Below are 19,718 nucleotides of genomic sequence, written 5' to 3'. Positions count from 1 at the left end.
CTTTTTTTGGTATGTAGTTTTTTCACCAAACAATGATAGCATATATTATGTACTCCAAAAGAACGATTTTAGAAAAATTATCAAGTTTTCTATAGATAAACTATTAAAAGCAACAGTAGTTTATCTGTTAGTAGCAGCTTTAAAAAATCTCTTATCCTCAGTTTTACGAACAATTGCTTAATTATTAGACCTTTTATCTGACGCGCAACGAAACTAAGTAAAAACCGTTTCACTGTTTAGAAAACGGTTAGTTACTTTAATATATAATTCTATACTTAGAGTTAATTCGATATTTCAATCCCCTATTGCTGATTCAAAATAGTAAATTCACAATTTTTTTAGCGCGTTAACTTGTTTTTCTAAAATAGAAATTAACTGTTTTTCTCACAAAAATAGTACTATTTTCAAAAGGAATCTTTTATTTCTCCTGAGAATAGTACTACACTATATTAGATAACCTTTATTTTTGTTTTAATTGTATAATATGTATCTGCTATGAGTCCTACTGCAAGTCCGCTAATCATCCCGTACGGTAATACACCTGGTACATTTTGATAAAAAGTGCCGATTAACATTGCAGCTAGGATGCCGAAAAGTACGCCTATCACAATATGCGAACCAAACTTCACCTGTTTTGCGGTATACATTCTTCCTCCTCCTCACTTTTTTTCCATTATATCACAACAGTATCGTTTATTTAATGATAACTGAGCGAGGAATGCGAATGTAATAAAACTGTAACCTTATATAACTATTTTAGTATTACTCTTTTGGCGAATAAAATGTCATATGAGGCTTTTCTTCTTGGTAATACGCTAAACGGTCTTGGAGCGTACCAGTATGAAATTCAAATTTATGACCGTCAGGATCCGTAAAATAAATAGATTTTTTGTCTCTCTCGTCACGATTTCTTCCAGGTAAGATATTTACATTATGCTGTTTTAACAGCTCTTTTGCTTGGTCAAAACTTTCAATGGAAATAGAAAATGCTAAATGAGTATACGAATACTGAATTTCTGATCTAGGAATATCTTTTTCTTCGTTTAACGCGAGCCACATTCCATTTAGACTAAAGTAAGCGGTGGACTTTCCTTTTACTAAAAGTTCCGCCCCTAACACTTTTTGATAAAATATGATGGACCGTTCTAAATTTGACACAGAAAAGCATATATGATTAACTCCTTGAATCCTCTTTACCCCTCGCTTTCTATTATATAACTTTTCTTTTAGCGCCTATTTTACTGAAAAAACATACTTTTTGCCATGTAAAGAGCTACTCCCCAAATCATACATGCAGAAGCCTTATTGACCCAAATCATTATTTTCCCATTTGAATCCATTTTCCCTACCGCTTTTCCGGCAAAAGCTAAGGATAAAAACCATATCCATGAAACGCATATCGTAACGAGCGTAAAAATCCATTTTTCTTTTCCACTGTATAGCAGAGAATTTGTTCCGATTACGCCCATAATATCCATCAGCGCGTGAGGATTTAGCAGAGATACAGAAGCAGCAAATAAAATTTGTGCTTTCACCGTCATCCCTTCCTTTACTGACGTTTTTGAAGGTTCGCTCTTCCACGTCACAAAGCCCATATACGCTAAAAAAAAGAAAACCTATTCCAAAAATAAGCGCTTGAAAAAATGAAAAAGTAGCGGCTACTGCTGAAACTCCCAGCACTGCTACTAGAATTAAAATCGTATCACAAACAGAAGCCGTTACCACTACAGGAAGCGCCTGTTTGATGGTTCGTTGATTTGCTCCTTGGTTAAAAACAAACACATTTTGTACTCCTAAAGGTAAAATCAAACCGAATGCTAACAATAAAGCATGTATAACCACTGTAAACATATTACTCTCTCCTTTCTCTTTTATCCTACAATTGACATGCCTTGTTGTCTCCATCCAAATTTTGATTTATAATACCAACCAAATTATAAAAAGGTGGTCTCACATGAACTGGACTCCAAATCCGGCTGATAAAAAGCCAATGCACAAACAAATTCAAGAGTATATGAAAGAGAAAATCATAAATGGAGAGTGGCCTATTGGAACGAAAATTCCTTCTCAGCGCCATTTAGCTGCTAGCTTTTCTGTAAATAGAAGCACGGTGGTGACGGCAACCGAAAACTTAATTGCTGAAGGACTGCTCAGCGGAAACAAAGGAGGCGGCACCAAGGTCATCAACAATACGTGGAGCTTACTAGCATCAGGTTCTCACATGAACTGGAATTCGTATGTAGAAGCAGGAATATACCAACCAAATTCTCCGACTATCCGCCATATTAACGAAGCTGAATTTCAACCGGGCATTATTCGTTTAGGAACTGGAGAGTTAGCACCTGACCTGCTTCCTTCCCATCATCTTGCGGAACTATTTAGCGGAACTAACCATAGAAGCGTACACTTGGGCTACGAGCACCCAAGAGGAAATGATGAGCTCCGACAAGAGTTAGTGAAGCATGTAAAAAAACGCGGCATTGAAACGTCTCCTTCATCTATTTTAATTGTATCCGGTTCACTTCAAGCCCTTCAGTTAATTTCAATCGGCCTGCTGCCTCCAGGTGCCAATATATTAGCTGAAAAGCCTTCTTATCTTTATTCTCTACCGTTATTTCAGTCCGCACAAATGAAACTAACGGGCGTTTCATTAGACGAAGAAGGAATGCATTTAACTTCATTAAAAGACCAGCACGAAAAAGAAAAAGGCACAGCTTTATATACAATACCGAACTTTCATAACCCCACCAATGTAACGATGAGTGAACAAAGGCGCCAAGAGCTGCTTCGCCAGTGTGAAAGAATGCATTTGCCAATTATTGAAGATGATGCTTACGGAGAGCTTTGGTTCCATTCACCGCCTCCGCTTTCATTAAAAGCTCGAGATAAAAATGGAGTGGTTCTTTATTTAGGAACGTTCTCTAAAACATTTAGTCCGGGATTTCGAATTGGATGGATTGTAGGGCCTGAACATGTAATTGAGCGATTGGCCGACCTTAAAATGCAAGTTGACTACGGAGCCAGTTCCTTATCTCAATGGGCAGCTGCTGAAGCTCTAAAAACCGGAATTTATGGCAAGCACGTTGCCAGCGTACGCTATAAATTAAAAGAAAAATCTCAGCAAACGCAGGCTATTTTAGAGAAGTATTTAAAAAGTCTTGCTGCGTGGAATACTCCGAGCGGAGGTTTTTATTTTTGGCTGACGCTGCATAAGCCTGTTTCGATGCGGAAATTATTTAAGCACTGTCTCGACGAAGGAGTTCTTTTAAATCCAGGCGCATTGTATGACCATGAAACGTCACAGCATATCAGAATATCCTTTTCTTATGCGACGCTTGCAGAATTTGAATACGGCATCAAAATAGTCGCAAAAAGCCTTAAGAATCTTTACAAGTGATTCTTAAGGCTTTCTTGTGTTAGGCGGCAGCTTTATCGAAAAAGTGAGCTTATTATGCTGACGCTCTGCTCGTATCTCTCCTTGATGCAGCTGAATAATTTGTTTTGCAATAGCCAGCCCTAAACCTGAACCATTTACGTTCGTTCTTGATTCATCACCTCGATAAAATCGATCAAATAACTTTTCCACCTCAAGTTTTTCACTGATGTTAATGCTGTTACTAAAGAAAATTACCAACGAATCCTCATCAATTTCCTGATTCACCTCTAATACGGAAGGCTTTTCGCTGTACTTCTTGGCATTTTCGAGCAAGTTTTGAAAGACTCTTACCATTTTTTCTACATCAATAAATGCATGCCATTCACAAGCAAAGTTAGTCTGAATTTCAATGCCTTCTCTTGTTAAAATTGGCTCGTACTCTCCTATTACCTGTTGAAGCAAACGTTTCATGTCAATTTCATTTCTCTGAAGCTGAAAATCCGGACTCGTTAATTTTGTATAGTCAAACAACTCATCTATTAAATCCGTTAAATAATTTGCTTTTGAATCCACAATATATAAGTAGTTATCTAATGTTTGATCATCCATACTTTCTCTTTTTTTGATTAAATCGAGGTACCCCACAATGGAAGTTAAAGGCGTACGCAAATCGTGAGATACACTGGATATTAGCTCATTTTTCAATTGCTCCAGCTCTCGTTCACGATCAAACTTTGTACGAAGCTGCGCAGACATCTTGTTAATGTTTTGACTTAATTCAGCCAACTCATCTTTTCCTCGTACATGGATGGTTGCGCCTAAATCTCCATTTGAGATTTTTTGAACTTGTTTAGAGATTTCTTTCAGATAACGAATATGGGAACGAATAAGTGTTAAAAAAACAAAAACAAAGACCACAACGGCGATAAAGAAAAGTCCAAACGCTAATACATTATATGCAGGGACATTCATTTTCTCTTCTTGTATATACCTGCTCAAAACAAGCCTAGCAATTAAAATAAAAATTAAATTGGTAGCCAAAAAACTTATAATGATAGCAAAAAGAAGCTTTACACTTATTCTTCTCATATCCTGTATCCTACGCCCCATATGGTTTTAATATAAATGGGCTTTTTGGGATTATCCTCAATTTTTTCACGAATTTTTGTGATATGGACCATTACAGTATTATCCGATTTAAACGCGTCTTCTTGCCACACGGCTTCATATATTTTCCCCATGCTCATCACTGTTCCTTTGTTGCGTGCCAGCAGCTCTAAAATATCAAACTCTTTTGGCGTTAAACGAATCTCTTGGCCGCGCACAAATACAAGGCGGGTGCTGCGGTTAATTTCCAAATCGCCAATTTGAATAACGTCACGCTCAGCGCGTTCATTGTATTTTTTATAGCGTCTAATTTGTGATTTGACTCGTGCCATGAGCTCTAGTGGGTTAAATGGTTTTGTTAAGTAATCATCTGCGCCTGCTGTTAGACCAGAAATTTTGTCCATATCTTCTGACTTCGCCGAAAGCATAATAATGGGCATGTTTTTTTCTTCACGTATTTTAAAAGCAGCGTCGATTCCATTCATCTGCGGCATCATGATATCTAATATAATTAAATCTACTTCTTGTTCTTTTAAAAGCGCTAAGCCAGATACAGCATTAGAAACTTTCAGCGCTTCAAATCCTTCATTTTCTAAGTAAATAGCAATTAAATTACGAATTTGCTCATCGTCATCTATAATTAAAATTCTGTCTTTCATTTACAAACTCCTTATACCTCATTCTTTTCGCATGAAAAAATGTATGCGGGAGGCACGTTTCTCCACTCTTTTTCAACTTTAATGTGGGAGAAAAACGTGCGAATTAAATGTTTTTTTAAATTCGTATACTGAAACGTAATAAATTTCCCTTCATCAGCTAATACGCTTCGCGTGTTTTGCAAAATACAATCTGACACCTCAGCTGCTAAAGAAGCAAAAGGAAGGCCTGATAATATGTAATCTACTTTTGAAATATCATACTGTATCAAGTACTTTTGAACATGTTCAGCCGAGCCGTGTACCACATACACATTTTTTTCATCTTTTACTTGTTCCTTTACTTTTTCGTAAAAATGCCGATTGTATTCGATAAGAAGCAGCGTTGTCTGAGCGCTTCGTCTTCTTATTAATTCACGGGTGAAAACTCCGGTTCCTGGCCCGTACTCTACTATACAGGCTGCATGTTCAAAATCAATCCCTTTCACCATTTTTTTCGCTAAGTGCGTAGAGCTTGGCAAAAGTGCGCCTACCGTTCGCGGCTGATAAAAATATTGAGCCATAAAAGTTAAATTCATTTTCTATTCCTTCTTTCTACTCTTTCTTTCTAGAGTAGAAAAAAAATCTAAAGAAACGTTAAGTAAATTTCTTAAGAATTCTTAAGAAAATAAAAAGGAGGATGTAACAAACGTATTTTAGTTGAAGAAAGATCCGAACGATGAATTGAGATTCTTTATTGAGAATCAAGTTCGTTCGGATTTTTTATGGTTATGTTGAACGTAGGTTTCAGGTATGTAGCAGCTTCTAGCCGGTGATTGGAGGGCAAGACGGCGTCTCCTACGGGAAAAGCGGAACAGATGAGACCCCGCAGGAGCGCAAGCGACGAGGAGACTCATCGGCCGACCGCGGAAAGCGCAGCCTTGCACGGAAATCAACAGCGGTGTAACAAGCGTCATACTAGATTATTAATGCGACTTTTTCGCCTTTAAATTCAATTGAGGCAGTTATGTCTCAATCTCTTTTGAAAGAGTATTCAGCGCAAATAACATCCGCTATTAAGATCAAAAGTGGCTCCTGTATAGTGTTTTGCTTGAGGGCTCAGTAAAAAAAGAACCGTATCTGCCACGTCTTGAGGCGTAACAAAGCTTGGAACCAGCTGATGAGCGATGTATTCATTTTTGCGCCACTCTGGAATATTTTTCATCATATTGGTATTTACCATTGTAGGTGCTACGGCATTCACCCGGATATAAGGAGAAAAATTCATTGCACAGCTTTTGGTTAATCCTAATATCGCTGCTTTAGACATTCCATATATAGCATCGGAGCTTCCTTCCATTCCCGATACGGACGATATATTAATAATCGCTCCTTCTGTTTCCTTTTCCATTAATAATTCGCCAAAGTATTTGGAAAAATAAATATATCCTTTAATATTAATGTCCATAACAAAATCTATTTCCTTTTCTTCATAATCCAATAAATTTTTCCCTAAATACACGCCCGCATTATTAACTAATCCATATAAATTTTTATCTTTTATTTGATAAAAAAGATTTTTTACGGCCTTCCCTTCTTTAACATCTACTACATACGTTTCAATATGGCCCTTTGTATCTTCAGCTAGCTGTTTCAAAGCTCCTTCATTACTATCACAAGCAATAACTGAATAGCACTTCGACACACATTCTTTTACAATTTCTTTTCCAATTCCAGCACCTGCACCCGTGACGATTATCCATTTTTCTTTCATCTCGACACCTCTTATCTACTTTCTGTTACAAATACTTTTTATGTAAATATTCAAACATTTATTATACCATTATTTTCTATATGAACATCCCTTTCTTGCGCTCTTTTTTAGCTTACCTGACAAAAAACGTATAGTTTTTTATACGAGTGACAACGATAAGACAGTACATTATTCCAAATAAGAAAGAGATGATAAGATATGGCAAAAGTACTTTATATTACAGCTCATCCTCACGATGAGTCTCAATCATTCAGTATGGCAACTGGAAAAGCGTTTATCGATGCTTACAAAGAGCACAATGCAAGTGACGAAGTTGTACATATTGACCTTTATAAAGAAAATATCCCTCATATTGATGCAGATGTATTTAGCGGATGGGGCAAACTGCAGTCTGGCTCGGAACTCTCTTCTCACGAACAAGAAAAGGTCAATCGCCTTGCAGAACTGAGCGAACAGTTTGTAGGAGCGGACAAATATGTTTTTGTAACGCCAATGTGGAACTTTTCGTTTCCACCGGTTATGAAAGCTTATTTAGACTCTGTAGCCGTAGCGGGTAAGTCATTTAAATATACGGCAGAAGGTCCGGTTGGGCTATTAACGGATAAAAAAGCGCTTCATATTCAAGCACGGGGAGGCATTTATTCTGAAGGTCCTGCAGCTGAGATGGAAATGGGGCATCGCTATATTGGAATTATGATGAATTTCTTCGGAGTCCCTTCGTTAGACGGCATTTTTGTGGAAGGGCATAATGCAATGCCAGATAAAGCCCAAGAAATTAAAGAAAAAGGAATAGCTGAAGCAAAAAAACTTGCCCAAACTTTTTAATATAAAGAGGCTGTAACAAAAATATTTTGATTGAAGGAAGATCCGAACGAGGACTTGAGACTCTTAATGGAGCATCAACTTTGTTCGGATTTTTCTGTTGGTAAAGTGAACGTAGCTTTCATGCATGGTGGCTGCTTCCAGCAGTTAATTGGAGGGCAAGGCGAAGACTCCTGCGGGAAAAGCGGAACAGATGAGACCCCACAGGCGCGTAAGCGACGAGGAGGCTCATCGTCCGCCCGCGGAAAGCGAAGCCTTGCACGGAAATTAACTGCGATGTAACAAGCCATTCATACTGGATCATTTATCCCGTTTGTTCGTCTTTCGATGGAAGTGATTTCGTTATGTCTAAGTCTCTTTTCTACGCAAAAAAGCTTTCTCTTTCCCTTTCGATCCACCTGTCCATTTCTCGATCACTTTTTTCTACAAGTCTGTTAACGAGGATATCATGCCAAATATAGTTTTCAAGTAAATTAATGTTAACTCCGTTATTGGTATAGTAAGCCATTTCTTTATGACCATAAATCATTTCACTGCTGTCAACAGATATAATAAACCAGTTTTGATTCCCAATATTTTCGGTATAGCTTGTATGGCGGTGCCGGTCAAATTCCTCCATCGCTTCATCTTGTTCAAACACAATTCCTTTTAGTGTGACACTCTCCCTTAGCTGTAATAAAAGAGGCTTCAACTCATTATAAATATCAGGCCAAAGCGAGATGACAATTTTATTTTTTGCTTTTAACAATAGCGACTCACAAAAAGCAAGAATGGCTGTTTCTCCTCTCATCGTCATAACCCGGCTTTCTTCTATAGACTCTGCAGCTTCAAGACGTTTAAGCGTTTCGCTAACGTCTTCATACGTTTCGTTCCATTTTTTCTGCAGCGAATGCAAAAAAGCATCGACGGGCAGCGACGTGTACTGGGTGCCATCATTACTCTCTTCTTTTAACACCATGCCTTTTTCCTCTAGTGTTTGTAAAATATCGTATACACGCGCTCTTGGCACACCTGAATGTTTACTAATGCTATAAGCAGTGGAAGATCCTTTTTTGACAAGCGTCACGTATACTTTTGATTCATACTGATTAAATCCAAGCGACTGCAGCTGCTGAATAATATTTTCCATAAAGGAAACCTCCCTGTTTTTTAAGTTATTTGAAATTTTCATCATTTACATATTTACAACTGCTTTTTATATAGTTACTATTTAAGTAGTCACTATATATATTATGACATGAGGAAGGTGCTTTATGGAAGAATTAAGTTTACAGATTGTTCTTTTGCTTTTACTCTTTGGTTTTTTAGCTGCATTCATTGACTCCGTAGTGGGCGGAGGCGGTTTAATTTCTACACCCGCTCTTTTATTTTTAGGCCTGCCGCCCGCTGCTGCCTTGGCTACAAATAAATTAGCTGGAACGATGGGCGTATTAACGAGTACCATTCGATTTGTCAAATCCGGAAAAGTCGATTTTCGCGTTGTGGGTAAATGGTTTCCTTTTGTATTTATTGGCTCTTTGGGAGGTTCAATCACCGTTCATTTTCTATCCTCTGCTTTTTTGAAACCTGTTATTTTGATTCTCCTTGTTTTAGTTGCTATTTATACAATCTTCAAAAAAAACTGGGGCACCACGTCCACGTATAAGCCGCTGTCTATTAAGAAACTTATTTTCTTTACTGCACTTATTTTTATCATTGGCTTTTACGATGGATTTTTAGGAGCAGGCACAGGTTCATTTATTTTATTTGCTTTTTTATTTATGGGATTTGATTTCCTGCAGTCAGCAGGCAGCGCAAAATTTTTAAATTTCGGCAGTAATTTAGGTGCTTTGCTTGTATTTTTGTATTTTGATTCTGTTGTATTTTCTTACGGATTAATTATGGGGTTTGCGATGATCGTGGGTTCTTTCATTGGATCAAACGTCGCTTTATCAAAAGGCGTGACGTACGTCCGAACGCTTTTTATTCTTGTCACTTTAAGCCTTATTAGCAAAAACATATTCGACTATGTAAATCAGTACAAATAGATCAATGGTTTCTTTCGAACTATAACAATGAACCTATATATCTATTAGATTAATAAAACCACCTCTTACTATTTTCTTATTTTTGGGTAAATGTGTAAAAAGACACTAAAATTGTTGTATACTGATCGATGTTGTTTTACATAATTAGAAATATTATACAGAGGTGAACGTTTTGTTTAAGAAATTTAGGTTTTTATGGTTTATTTTGCTGATCTTTGCACTTATTTTTGTCAAAAATACGTTCTTTTCTTCTTCAGAGAACGCCGCTGAGACGCTAGCGACGTCAGATGTTCCACAAGCCGCAGCTACTTTCAAAGAGGGAAACAATCAGCAGGACGGAGTCATTATTCAAAAATATCGCAAACAGCTAGATGCAGCACAGAAAAAAAATGACGAAAAAGCTACTAAAGAAATACAAGAAAAAATTTATGAAGACGGAAGACAGGCAGCACTAAACTTTTTACCGCGCAATAAATTTCAAAGAGCTTTTTCTCAGCCTTCGAAAAAATCGGCCGATGACATTTATAACTTTCTAATTGCCCAAGTAGGGTTTGGAGGATATGATTCTCTTTATCAAGAAGCAATAGCCGCAAAAAAAGAAGCAGCTTCTTCTACTGATGAATTAAATATGAGTGGCATTCAAGCTAAAACCGCTGCACTTACATACGGCACACTCGCACAAAGAGAGCAGCTGCTTGTTACAAGTCTTGCCTATGACTTAAGCAGCGTAGGCGTCATTTCTTCCGATACAGCTAAAGGTATTGATAAAAAAGCTACTCATATGCTAGAAGTTAGAAAAGAAGGAATAAATGCCGCGATGCAAGAATAAGCGAAACAGCTCTTTTCTTCTTCCTAATAAAAACGTGTCCGCCTGTTTGGCGAACACGTTTTTTTGTTTAATAAATAATAGCCTGTACGCTCATTATTGTAACGGTTAAAATAAGAATCACGTTTCCTATAATTAACCACGGCTTTGCGCTTCCTCTTCTACCTTTAATAGCCGTGATTAGTCCAGCAATGGGCAATAAAGCCATAATGATGACCCAAATTTTACGAAGAATGCTGGAATCCAAATAAAAACCAAACTGCATCATCGCAAATAACACGACTGTAATAAGGAAGAAAAGTGTAGGCACAGCTAAATGAATGCCTCTTGGTCTCATTGAGTAGTACACAACATCACTTTCTTTCTATGTAAAATCTTACGTAAAATAACGTTATCATTTACACAGAGTTTTGACAACTTTTTGAAGGATTTTGTCAACAAATTTTAATAATCCAGAAGAAATCACTTCTCATTCAGCTGCCCGAAGACTGCCGGAAGTGCAGAAATAACGTCACTTGCTAACATATCTATCATTGTATGCCCCTGATCGAGCAGCACATCCGCTGCTTTTCCATGAACATATACCGCATTGCTGATTGCTTCTTGAAGAGAATCATGCTGCATAATAAAAGCGAGGATGATTCCGGTTAACGTGTCACCCGTTCCACCTTTTGCGAGTCCTGCGTTTCCAGTGGTATTTACGTATTGTTTTCCATCCGGCGTTGTAACGATCGTGTTTGGGCCTTTTAATACAAGATACACACCATTTTCCACTGCGTATTGGCTAGATATCGAAAATCGATTTGCTTCTACTTCTGCGATTGTTGTATCCACGAGTCTAGCCATTTCTCCGGGATGAGGTGTTAAAATCGTTGCGTGTTCTCTTTCTTTTACTTCTTTCATCAAATCCGGCAGATGATAAAGAGCATCTGCGTCGATTACAACAGAAACGGGCTGTTGAAGTACTTGTTCGACAACTTTCTTCGTTTCTTCCGTTCTCCCAAGCCCTGGTCCAACTGCAATTGCATCGTACTTTGCTTCTTCTAAAGGAATCTCGCCTGCAAAAAAGCCATCTTTGCTTGGGCATGGCTTATACATCACTTCTAACATGTGAGCAGCTGCAATCGCATGAATATCATTCGGAAGCGCAAGCGTTAAAAGCCCTGCTCCGCTTGTGAGTGCTGCTTTTGACGTTAGCATCGGCGCTCCGGGTGTTTGAAGTGAACCTCCTATTACGATTCCTTTTCCGTGTGTACCTTTATTGGACGAAGCATTCCGAATGGGAAAAGATTGTTTAATATGCTGAGTTGACCATACCTCTTTAAGAGATGAGCTTTTTTCAATTGCTAGCGGTGGGATACCGATATCTACTACAATCAATTCACCATAGCTTTCTTTGCTCGGGTATGTAAATGCCGTGATCTTTGGCTGCTGAAGCGTAATCGTAGCATCTGCACGTACCGTAAGCTCTTGCTTCTGTTCCATTACTCCACTTGGGACATCGATGCTGTATATGTAAGCCTTAGAGTCGTTTATTTTTTTTATAATGTTATCATAAGGAGATTTGATGCTGCCTTTTACGCCTATACCTAATAAACAATCAATAAGGACCGTATACTTTTTCACAGAGAAGTTGTCTCCCGCCGATTGCCACGCGAATCCAGCATTTTCATAGATGATCATGGCTTTTTTAGCTGCGCCTTTTATTTTCTCCCGTGCAGGAACTACCCAGACGTCAACTTCATAGCCTTTTGACTTCAAAGCACGGGCAATAACAAAGCCGTCTCCTCCGTTGTTTCCCGTTCCTATAAGCAGCCCTATTTTTTCATATTTTTCGATTCGCTCACTCAGCGCGTTTGCAGCAGCCTGTCCGGCATTTTCCATAAGGGACTCTTCACTCATCCCAATTGTATTCGTCATATAATCATCTACTTGATACATCTCTTGATTCGTTACAATTCTCATTATGCTGCTCCTTACTGAAACGGAAATGGTTCGTCTGTATTTACCGTTCCTTTTATTTTCGTTATAGTTAATTGTTCTCCTTTCACCCAATCCTCAAACGAGAAAATAAGAGGTTTTGCTTTTCGTCCAATTCCCACAATGACTTGCAGCGTCTCCGGTACATATGCCACTGTATGAAGCGTTCCAGCAGAATTCCGGTAATCTTCTTTAAAAATACCGTATTCATCTTCATTAAATAAAGAAAAAGCTTCAAGAGGCGATAGCTTTTTTTCAATATGATCTCGAATATGATCGAGCCTTTCCTTTGACTCTACCAAATGATGACGATTTTCTTCGACCAGCTGATTAAAATGGTTCGTACACCCCATCATCGTTCCTCTTTGTACATGAACGCCTCGTCCAGATGCTTCGACTACTGCTCCCTGTCCGCTGCGGTCGTAAATGGAATAATTAAACGCATGACGGTGCGGTGCCCTTTCTAAAATAGCAACAGCCTCTTCTGTCGTTTCACATGTTTCTAAAATAAACCGAGCAAGCGTACAGCAAATAAATCCGTTCGTTTGACGGCGGCGATTAACAAAATGATAGCCAATTGCTAATCCTTTTTCGTTCATTCCATCCATTCGCCCAATCATTCTTGTTCCAAACCCGACGCTTGCATATCCTTCATTTGGCTGAAAAAGCAAAAATCGACCTTCGTACGTTTTCGGATGATAATCGTAGTTCCGCACATACACACCGTGCTGCATAAGAGCAGAACATCCCGTTTTCTTCCACTCTTGCTGATATCCGCTGTACTCATGTATAACGTCTTCAAGAGGCCAATCTAAGCCTTCTGCTAAGCCCAATAGCTCATCCCACAGTCCGGGAGCAAATAAGTCGTAATAATGACGAGCTTCTTTTGCTATCGTTTGATAGCTTCGTAATGAACGTTTTCTTCTTTTTTGATGATTTTCAAACAGCTTTGTTCCTTTATGTAATTCCCCTTGCATTTTACCAAGCTCTCGGTAAGAGCCTCGCCCTTGAATAACTTCTACCTGTATTTCTTTCACTTCTATCACTCCAATTTTCCAGTACCTTTATTGTGCAGCAAGCGCTCTATTCTTTGCAACTTTCTCCTCTCATAGAACGCTCTTCCTTTGAATACAGTTATAAAGAAACAGGTCGAAAGATTGAAAAGCATTATCATAAGAGGTGATCATATTGCTAAAGGAAGTTCAGCTAGAGATTCAGCGAAGAATCGCCTATCTGCGCCCAACACAAAAAAATGACGGGTCATTTCGCTACTGTTTTGAAACAGGCGTTATGCCTGATGCGTTTTTAATTATGCTTCTTCGCACCTTTGATTTAGATAAAGAAGTGTTGATTAAACAATTAACCGAACGGATCGTTTCCCTTCAAAATGAAGATGGTCTTTGGACGTTGTTTGATGATGAAGAACACAACTTATCCGCTACTATTCAAGCTTATACAGCTCTTTTATATTCAGGCTATTACCAAAAAAATGACCGGATTTTGCGAAAAGCAGAAAGATATATTATAGATTCAGGAGGCATTTCTCGCGCTCATTTTCTCACAAGATGGATGCTTTGTGTTAACGGCTTATACGAGTGGCCAAAGCTATTTTACCTCCCGCTTTCTCTTTTGCTCGTGCCTACCTATGTACCGCTTAACTTTTATGAACTAAGCACCTATGCCAGAATTCACTTCGTCCCGATGATGGTAGCTGGAAACAAAAAATTTTCACTTACTTCTAGGCATACACCTTCTCTTTCTCATTTAGATGTAAGAGAGCAGAAACAGGAAGCGGATGAAGCTGCTCAAGAATCACGCGCTTCTATTTTTTTAGTCGACCATTTAAAACAGCTGGCTTCTTTACCTTCTTACATCCACAAGCTTGGTTATCAAGCAGCCGAGCGTTACATGCTAGAAAGACTTGAAAAAGATGGAACACTCTACAGCTACGCAACCTCTACTTTTTTTATGATTTACGGTCTTTTGGCTCTTGGCTATAAAAAAGATTCGTTTGTGGTTCAAAAAGCAATTGACGGTATTTGTTCACTACTTAGTACATGCAGCGGCCACGTGCACGTAGAAAACTCCACGTCAACCGTTTGGGATACCGCCCTGCTATCTTACGCTCTACAAGAAGCAGGTGTACCGCAGCAAGATCCCATGATTAAAGGCACAACTCGTTACTTAAAGAAAAGACAGCATACAAAGCTTGGAGACTGGCAGTTTCATAACCCAAATACAGCGCCTGGAGGCTGGGGATTTTCCGATATTAATACGAATAACCCTGACTTAGACGATACGTCTGCTGCTATTAGAGCTCTTTCTAGAAGAGCGCAAACCGATACAGATTATTTGGAGTCTTGGCAAAGAGGTATTAACTGGCTGTTGTCCATGCAAAACAAAGACGGGGGTTTTGCTGCATTTGAAAAAAATACCGATTCTATTTTATTTACTTATCTGCCGCTTGAAAACGCAAAAGACGCAGCAACGGATCCGGCTACTGCCGATTTAACCGGTCGAGTGCTTGAGTGCCTCGGAAACTTTGCCGGTATGAATAAATCCCACCCTTCGATTAAAGCTGCAGTAAAATGGCTGTTTGATCATCAATTGGATAACGGAAGCTGGTACGGCCGGTGGGGTGTTTGCTACATTTACGGAACGTGGGCCGCTATTACTGGACTCCGTGCTGTAGGAATTTCTGCTTCTGATCCGCGTATCATCAAAGCCATCAATTGGCTCAAAAGCATTCAACAAGAAGACGGCGGATTCGGAGAATCATGCTATAGCGCTTCTTTAAAAAAATATGTGCCTTTACCCTTTAGCACTCCTTCTCAAACGGCTTGGGCTCTCGATGCTTTAATGACAATATGTCCATTAAAAGATCGAGCAGTTGAAAAAGGAATTAAATTTTTACTGAATCCAAATCTTACAGAGCAGCAAATTCATTATCCCACGGGAATTGGTCTTCCTGGACAATTTTATATTCAGTACCACAGCTACAATGATATTTTTCCTCTTCTTGCACTTGCCCACTACGCAAAAAAACATTCTTCATAAAGGGGTTGAGACATGACGAAATGAATCCAATCTAAAGACGAACATATAGGATACATGAGCTCCTATGGATCGCTTGTGACACGGCAGTTGATTTCCGTGCAAGGCTTCGCTTTCCACGGGAGTCTTCGCCTTGCCCTCCAATCAACTGCTAGGAAGACTTACACACATGAAACCTATGTTTACCCTAACAAAAAAAAAAAACGAACCACGAATCAAACATCTTGATCAATGGTTCGTTTTTCACTTTGTCTAAAATCCTTTTATTCCAGCCTCTTTTTGTACATAAAAGCAGGTTTTTTTAGGAGACAAGTGGAATACCTTTTTAATGTTGGGAAAGAAAGGATGCATCAAATGAATAATGTTTCACCACTTTTAAAAGGAAAAAACGTGATACTAAGAAAACCAAAAGACAGCGATGTACATGACTATCTAGCGTGCAAGCAAACAAAAGAGCTTATTCGTATGTACGGAGGCGATACCCGAAACTTAAAACCTCTTACATTACAAGATGCCAAACGGCACGTCGAGTACATAAAGTCTCAAAAGCTGAATTGGTGTGTTGAATATCAGCAGCAGTTTGTTGGAGAAGCCCGGCTGACCGTTAACGAGTACGACCGGCGCGCACGGTATGCTATTGGTTTATTCGATTCTTCCGTTTGGAATCAAGGGCTCGGCACTGAAGTTACAAAATTGGTGCTGGCCTACGCATTTGAACACCTTCACTTGCACAGAGTCGATTTACGAGTGCTCGAATACAACCATAGAGCCATTGCTTGTTATGAAAAATGCGGTTTTGTAAAAGAAGGAATAGAGCGTGAAGGTGCTTTTATTGAAGAAGCATTTCAGACAGATATTATCATGAGTATACTCGAACAAGAATATTATCAGCTTTAGAGGAGAGAATCAGCTGTCATCATCGTACTTCTTTAAAAGTTCGTATAGCCCAAGCCTTTTGTGAATAAAGTAACATAACGATATAACCAAAGGAGCCAACGATGACAGCTTATGATTCCTCTTCTTTTGTATTTGTAACCATTGATAAACATGACATTGCTGCTTTTTTACTCATTGATATTATTTGCAGCACCACTATTTATGTAGCATGTAAACATTATCTCCACAATGAGCTTGTTTCCATTGCAAGCAGCGCTCTTTTTCCCATGGTATGTAAGAAGGTTTCTCGACGCTAGCTCAGCTTTTTACCGGTTCTTTTAATGACAGCCAAGTGCGTTCCTTCTGCTGCTGAATCTCTACGGAGTGATTAAAAAATTTAGAAAGATGCGGCTCAGTGAGCTGGTCTTTCGTTTTTCCAGAAGAAAACACTTCTCCTTGGCGCATACAAAGCGTATGAGTAAAGCACGGCAAAATTTCTTCTACATGGTGAGTAACATAAATAAGCGTAGGAGCATTTGGCTGCTCTGCCATTTTTGCAATCAGCTGAAGAAGCTGTTCTCGGGCCATTATATCTAGACCTGTACATGGCTCATCAAGTATTAAAAGCTTTGGTGAAGCCATAAGAGCTCGAGCAATTAGCACTCGCTGGCGCTCTCCTTGAGAAAGTGTTCCGTAGGCCTGATTTTGTAAATCTTCGCAATTTAGCAGCTTCATTAATTCTATGGCTTGGTTCATATCTTTTTGCTCCACTTGTTCATATAACCCAATAGATGCAAATTTTCCGCTTAAAATCATTTCTACAACCGTATCGTCATCTCGAAACCGCTGTTGAAGCGAAGAGCTTACCCATCCAATTTCTTTTCTGAGCTCAGACAGATTTGTTTCTCCAAATTTCCTTGAAAGAACTTCTACTTCCCCTTTTGTAGGCCAAATATATCCGTTGATGATATTTAAAAGCGTCGTTTTTCCGGAACCATTTAACCCAAGCAAACACCAATGTTCCCCTTTTTCCACTGACCACGACACGCTTTTTAAAATTTCTTTTTCTCCTCGTTTTACCGAAACGTTGTTAATGTTGATCATGCTAACACTCCTTTACTCTCATTTTTCATTATATATACTATAAAAGAATAATGATTTATCCCATTTGTTAACTTGCTTTTCTTTTTTCATGCCAATTCTTTCAGCCACTTTAATCGATGGATAATTGGCCGGATCAATTAATGATATAATCTTCTGAAATTTCAGCGTATGAAGGCCATAATCTAAACAAGCTTTTGCTGCTTCACTCGCATAGCCTTTTCCCCAGCGGCTGCGTAAAAATAAATAGCCAAGCTCCGGGTCTACCTTGCCGTCTACTTTTTGAAGAACCATGCCGCACTGCCCTAGAAACTCTCGATTCTGTTTATCTTCAGCGATCCACATGCTAATGCCATATGTTTGATAATGCTGCTTCATCCATTGAATCCAGCGATATGTGTCTTGTTCATTTTTAGTAGAAGAATAATACTTCATTGCTTCAGCATCTTCAAATATTTTCATTAAATTGCCTGCATCGCTTTCAGCCATAGCTCGCAGCGTCATTCGCTCTGTCTCAATAATCGTATAAATCCTCTCCTTTCTTCCATTCCAACATCTACTATCTTTATTATCCGCTACTATTTTCTTTTCGTAAAGTTTTCCTTTTTTTATTTAAATGAAACAGAAAAAGGCACCAAAAAAGGCTGCTACACACAGCCCTTTAATCTGGATCACACGTTTTCCCGTACCGTAATACGTTATATATAGCACGTCCATCACTTGCAGATGTTTCTGTATATTGAATTGGCAGCAGTGAAAAAATAACATAATAGACTGAAAAATAAACAAATTGATAGCAAAATATATCTTCAGGCAGAATATTAGCCATAATTAATCCATTTATTATAAAAATAGTAAGTAAATTAAACAGTACACCGCCCGCATACACCACTGCATGGGAAAAGCGACTGTCGTTCTTAAGATTTTCATATTTACAAAACGAGTCTAGAAAATAGACTGACTTAATTTTAAACTTCCCCATTTTAAGAATCGTTTTCCCCCGCCCAATAGTAAAATCGACCTTCCCTCCGAAAATAATTGCCATGACGGAATGCCCCAGCTGATGAACAAATGATACAAGTGGCAATACAAGACAGAATGACCACACAAACTTTGGAAGATCATTTAACCCAAACACGTTTATCCCTCCTTTTTGTTTCTTCTCTCTACTTTTCCTCCCCGTTTTTACTTAAAACTACATTTAAATTCTTTTTTTAAAACTCATACGAAATAACTAGCATCCACATCACTTCTTATAACCTAGATAAAACCCAATGTATGTAACTTATGAAAAATACATTTTCCGAAAAACAGTTGGAGTCACGTTTTCTTGTTCTTTGAAGCGCTTGATAAAATAGCTTGGATGTTCATACCCTACTTGTCTTGCTATATCTTGTACAGAGATTTGGTTGTTTTTAAGCAGCAGTTTCTTTGCTTTTTGAATTCGGACGCGCGTTACGTATTCAAACGGCCGGATACCAAGAGATTGTTGAAAAAGCAAACACGTATACTGCTCTGTTACGTTGAGCTGCTTCGCCAGTACTTCTAGCGTTAACGGCTGATGATAATATTCCTCAATATAGCGAAGGACTGGGTTTAGCTGAGTAATTTGCTGCAAGCGACTTTTGCTTTCTATATATACGCTGTCTTGGCGAAGTTTCAAAATGACGCTATATAGTAGTTCAGAGCACTTCATGGTGCTAGAGGTATGATTTTCTTCTAACAAATTCATTATCTCTTGCAGCATCCTATAAAGGCTTTCAGCCTGTGTAAGGACGATTTTTCCGGAATTAATAAATTGAAGAGAAAGCATGATATCATCAATTACACTTCCATTAAAAGAAACCCAGCATACTTGCCATTCGCTTGTAATGGGGTAGTATTCGTGCGGAACATGCGGCGTCAGAAACATCCCTTCATTTTCTTTTATAATATAAACCTCGTCGTTTACACGAAGCTCGCCTCTTCCTTTTATACATTGAATCCATTGATAATCAGGAAACTCTCCCTGACGTTTAATATGCGTTTGATGTCTCCAGCTTCCAGCGCTTGTAACATAGAATGGCAGTTTCATATCTTCATCTGAAAGAGCCGGAAAGTACATACGGTCCACATTACTTCCTCCTTTTTATGTGAATAT

The 19,718-nt window shown here is 38.6% G+C and carries 23 protein-coding genes and 1 pseudogene; 9 read left to right on the top strand and 15 right to left on the bottom strand.

The features are described from left to right. Positions 1-449: 449 nt before the first annotated feature. The 3 genes and pseudogenes from ACMX9J_RS01835 to ACMX9J_RS01825 all read right to left on the bottom strand — a co-directional run bounded on the left by ACMX9J_RS01835 (position 450) and on the right by ACMX9J_RS01825 (position 1,851). The gene (locus ACMX9J_RS01835; RefSeq protein WP_016763981.1) at positions 450-647 is read right to left on the bottom strand and encodes a hypothetical protein; all 198 of its coding nucleotides are present in this window, start codon (positions 645-647) and stop codon (positions 450-452) included. 115 nt (positions 648-762) lie between these two features. Continuing rightward, a complete protein-coding gene (gene fosB / locus ACMX9J_RS01830) occupies positions 763-1,188 on the bottom strand; it encodes a metallothiol transferase FosB (protein WP_416225682.1) in 426 nt (141 codons plus the stop codon). A gap of 50 nt (positions 1,189-1,238) precedes the next feature. Further along, positions 1,239-1,851, bottom strand: a pseudogene (locus tag ACMX9J_RS01825) (LysE/ArgO family amino acid transporter). A gap of 103 nt (positions 1,852-1,954) precedes the next feature. Here ACMX9J_RS01825 and ACMX9J_RS01820 point away from each other — a divergent pair. Further along, a complete protein-coding gene (locus ACMX9J_RS01820) occupies positions 1,955-3,397 on the top strand; it encodes a PLP-dependent aminotransferase family protein (protein ID WP_416225336.1) in 1,443 nt (480 codons plus the stop codon). 3 nt (positions 3,398-3,400) lie between these two features. Here ACMX9J_RS01820 and ACMX9J_RS01815 read toward each other — a convergent pair whose 3' ends face one another. The 3 genes from ACMX9J_RS01815 to ACMX9J_RS01805 are packed head-to-tail and all read right to left on the bottom strand — an operon-like array spanning position 3,401 to position 5,717. After that, on the bottom strand, positions 3,401-4,465 hold the full coding sequence (locus ACMX9J_RS01815; protein ID WP_416225335.1) for an ATP-binding protein: 1,065 nt from the start codon (positions 4,463-4,465) through the stop codon (positions 3,401-3,403). Next, entirely contained in the window at positions 4,462-5,142 is a 681-nt protein-coding gene (locus ACMX9J_RS01810) for a response regulator transcription factor (protein WP_416225334.1), read from the bottom strand. The genes ACMX9J_RS01815 and ACMX9J_RS01810 overlap by 4 nt, the downstream gene beginning before the upstream one ends. An 11-nt stretch (positions 5,143-5,153) precedes the next feature. Beyond that, the gene (locus tag ACMX9J_RS01805) at positions 5,154-5,717 is read right to left on the bottom strand and encodes a class I SAM-dependent methyltransferase (protein WP_416225333.1); all 564 of its coding nucleotides are present in this window, start codon (positions 5,715-5,717) and stop codon (positions 5,154-5,156) included. 233 nt (positions 5,718-5,950) lie between these two features. Here ACMX9J_RS01805 and ACMX9J_RS01800 point away from each other — a divergent pair, with 233 nt between their 5' ends. Further along, the gene (locus ACMX9J_RS01800) at positions 5,951-6,085 is read left to right on the top strand and encodes a hypothetical protein (protein ID WP_416225332.1); all 135 of its coding nucleotides are present in this window, start codon (positions 5,951-5,953) and stop codon (positions 6,083-6,085) included. Between the two features lie 87 nt (positions 6,086-6,172). Here ACMX9J_RS01800 and ACMX9J_RS01795 read toward each other — a convergent pair whose 3' ends face one another. Next, positions 6,173-6,892 (bottom strand): SDR family NAD(P)-dependent oxidoreductase, encoded by a 720-nt coding sequence (locus ACMX9J_RS01795; protein ID WP_416225331.1) that lies wholly within the window; start codon positions 6,890-6,892, stop codon positions 6,173-6,175. A 198-nt stretch (positions 6,893-7,090) separates the two neighbouring features. Between ACMX9J_RS01795 and ACMX9J_RS01790 the strand changes: the two genes are divergently transcribed. Then, positions 7,091-7,717, top strand: coding sequence for an FMN-dependent NADH-azoreductase (locus ACMX9J_RS01790; protein ID WP_014460265.1), 627 nt, complete (start codon positions 7,091-7,093; stop codon positions 7,715-7,717). Between the two features lie 66 nt (positions 7,718-7,783). After that, positions 7,784-7,996 carry a hypothetical protein gene (locus tag ACMX9J_RS01785; RefSeq protein ID WP_047751053.1) on the top strand — a complete coding sequence of 71 codons (213 nt, stop codon included), beginning with the start codon at positions 7,784-7,786 and terminating at the stop codon, positions 7,994-7,996. 79 nt (positions 7,997-8,075) lie between these two features. Here the strand turns inward: ACMX9J_RS01785 and ACMX9J_RS01780 are convergent, their stop codons facing one another. Further along, positions 8,076-8,843: a TrmB family transcriptional regulator gene (locus ACMX9J_RS01780; protein WP_047751054.1), complete on the bottom strand. Its 768-nt coding sequence runs from the start codon at positions 8,841-8,843 to the stop codon at positions 8,076-8,078. A 124-nt stretch (positions 8,844-8,967) separates the two neighbouring features. Here ACMX9J_RS01780 and ACMX9J_RS01775 point away from each other — a divergent pair, with 124 nt between their 5' ends. Next, positions 8,968-9,741, top strand: a complete 774-nt coding sequence (locus ACMX9J_RS01775; protein ID WP_416225330.1) for a sulfite exporter TauE/SafE family protein — start codon at positions 8,968-8,970, stop codon at positions 9,739-9,741. 163 nt (positions 9,742-9,904) lie between these two features. Then, entirely contained in the window at positions 9,905-10,570 is a 666-nt protein-coding gene (locus tag ACMX9J_RS01770; protein WP_223260154.1) for a hypothetical protein, read from the top strand. A gap of 67 nt (positions 10,571-10,637) precedes the next feature. Here ACMX9J_RS01770 and ACMX9J_RS01765 read toward each other — a convergent pair whose 3' ends face one another. From ACMX9J_RS01765 to ACMX9J_RS01755, 3 genes are all read right to left on the bottom strand, one after another. After that, entirely contained in the window at positions 10,638-10,916 is a 279-nt protein-coding gene (locus tag ACMX9J_RS01765) for a hypothetical protein (RefSeq protein WP_223260155.1), read from the bottom strand. Positions 10,917-11,029: 113 nt separating this feature from the next. Further along, the gene (locus ACMX9J_RS01760) at positions 11,030-12,532 is read right to left on the bottom strand and encodes an NAD(P)H-hydrate dehydratase (RefSeq protein WP_416225329.1); all 1,503 of its coding nucleotides are present in this window, start codon (positions 12,530-12,532) and stop codon (positions 11,030-11,032) included. Between the two features lie 11 nt (positions 12,533-12,543). After that, positions 12,544-13,584 carry a C45 family autoproteolytic acyltransferase/hydolase gene (locus tag ACMX9J_RS01755; RefSeq protein ID WP_098999896.1) on the bottom strand — a complete coding sequence of 347 codons (1,041 nt, stop codon included), beginning with the start codon at positions 13,582-13,584 and terminating at the stop codon, positions 12,544-12,546. Positions 13,585-13,726: 142 nt separating this feature from the next. Between ACMX9J_RS01755 and ACMX9J_RS01750 the strand changes: the two genes are divergently transcribed. From ACMX9J_RS01750 to ACMX9J_RS01740, 3 genes are all read left to right on the top strand, one after another. After that, on the top strand, positions 13,727-15,604 hold the full coding sequence (locus ACMX9J_RS01750; protein WP_048021135.1) for a prenyltransferase/squalene oxidase repeat-containing protein: 1,878 nt from the start codon (positions 13,727-13,729) through the stop codon (positions 15,602-15,604). 351 nt (positions 15,605-15,955) lie between these two features. After that, a complete protein-coding gene (locus tag ACMX9J_RS01745) occupies positions 15,956-16,498 on the top strand; it encodes a GNAT family N-acetyltransferase (RefSeq protein WP_028413495.1) in 543 nt (180 codons plus the stop codon). 101 nt (positions 16,499-16,599) lie between these two features. After that, the gene (locus tag ACMX9J_RS01740) at positions 16,600-16,794 is read left to right on the top strand and encodes a hypothetical protein (protein WP_013056879.1); all 195 of its coding nucleotides are present in this window, start codon (positions 16,600-16,602) and stop codon (positions 16,792-16,794) included. 1 nt (position 16,795) lies between these two features. On the opposite strand, the gene ACMX9J_RS01735 is transcribed toward ACMX9J_RS01740, so the two are convergent. From ACMX9J_RS01735 to ACMX9J_RS01720, 4 genes are all read right to left on the bottom strand, one after another. Then, positions 16,796-17,581 (bottom strand): ABC transporter ATP-binding protein, encoded by a 786-nt coding sequence (locus tag ACMX9J_RS01735; protein WP_033578865.1) that lies wholly within the window; start codon positions 17,579-17,581, stop codon positions 16,796-16,798. Positions 17,582-17,599: 18 nt separating this feature from the next. Continuing rightward, positions 17,600-18,082, bottom strand: coding sequence for a GNAT family N-acetyltransferase (locus ACMX9J_RS01730; RefSeq protein ID WP_098112555.1), 483 nt, complete (start codon positions 18,080-18,082; stop codon positions 17,600-17,602). 157 nt (positions 18,083-18,239) lie between these two features. Beyond that, complete coding sequence (locus ACMX9J_RS01725) at positions 18,240-18,716, bottom strand: site-2 protease family protein (protein ID WP_028413498.1); 477 nt, start codon at positions 18,714-18,716, stop codon at positions 18,240-18,242. A gap of 147 nt (positions 18,717-18,863) precedes the next feature. Then, positions 18,864-19,682 carry an AraC family transcriptional regulator gene (locus tag ACMX9J_RS01720; protein WP_416225681.1) on the bottom strand — a complete coding sequence of 273 codons (819 nt, stop codon included), beginning with the start codon at positions 19,680-19,682 and terminating at the stop codon, positions 18,864-18,866. Positions 19,683-19,718: the final 36 nt, after the last annotated feature.

Origin of the sequence: Priestia sp. RMT2NF4, from assembly GCF_047872835.1 — a bacterium.
GTDB lineage: Bacteria > Bacillota > Bacilli > Bacillales > Bacillaceae_H > Priestia > Priestia zanthoxyli.
The sequence above is the reverse complement of the archived record's forward strand: the minus strand, read 5'-3'. Positions and strand labels throughout refer to the sequence as shown.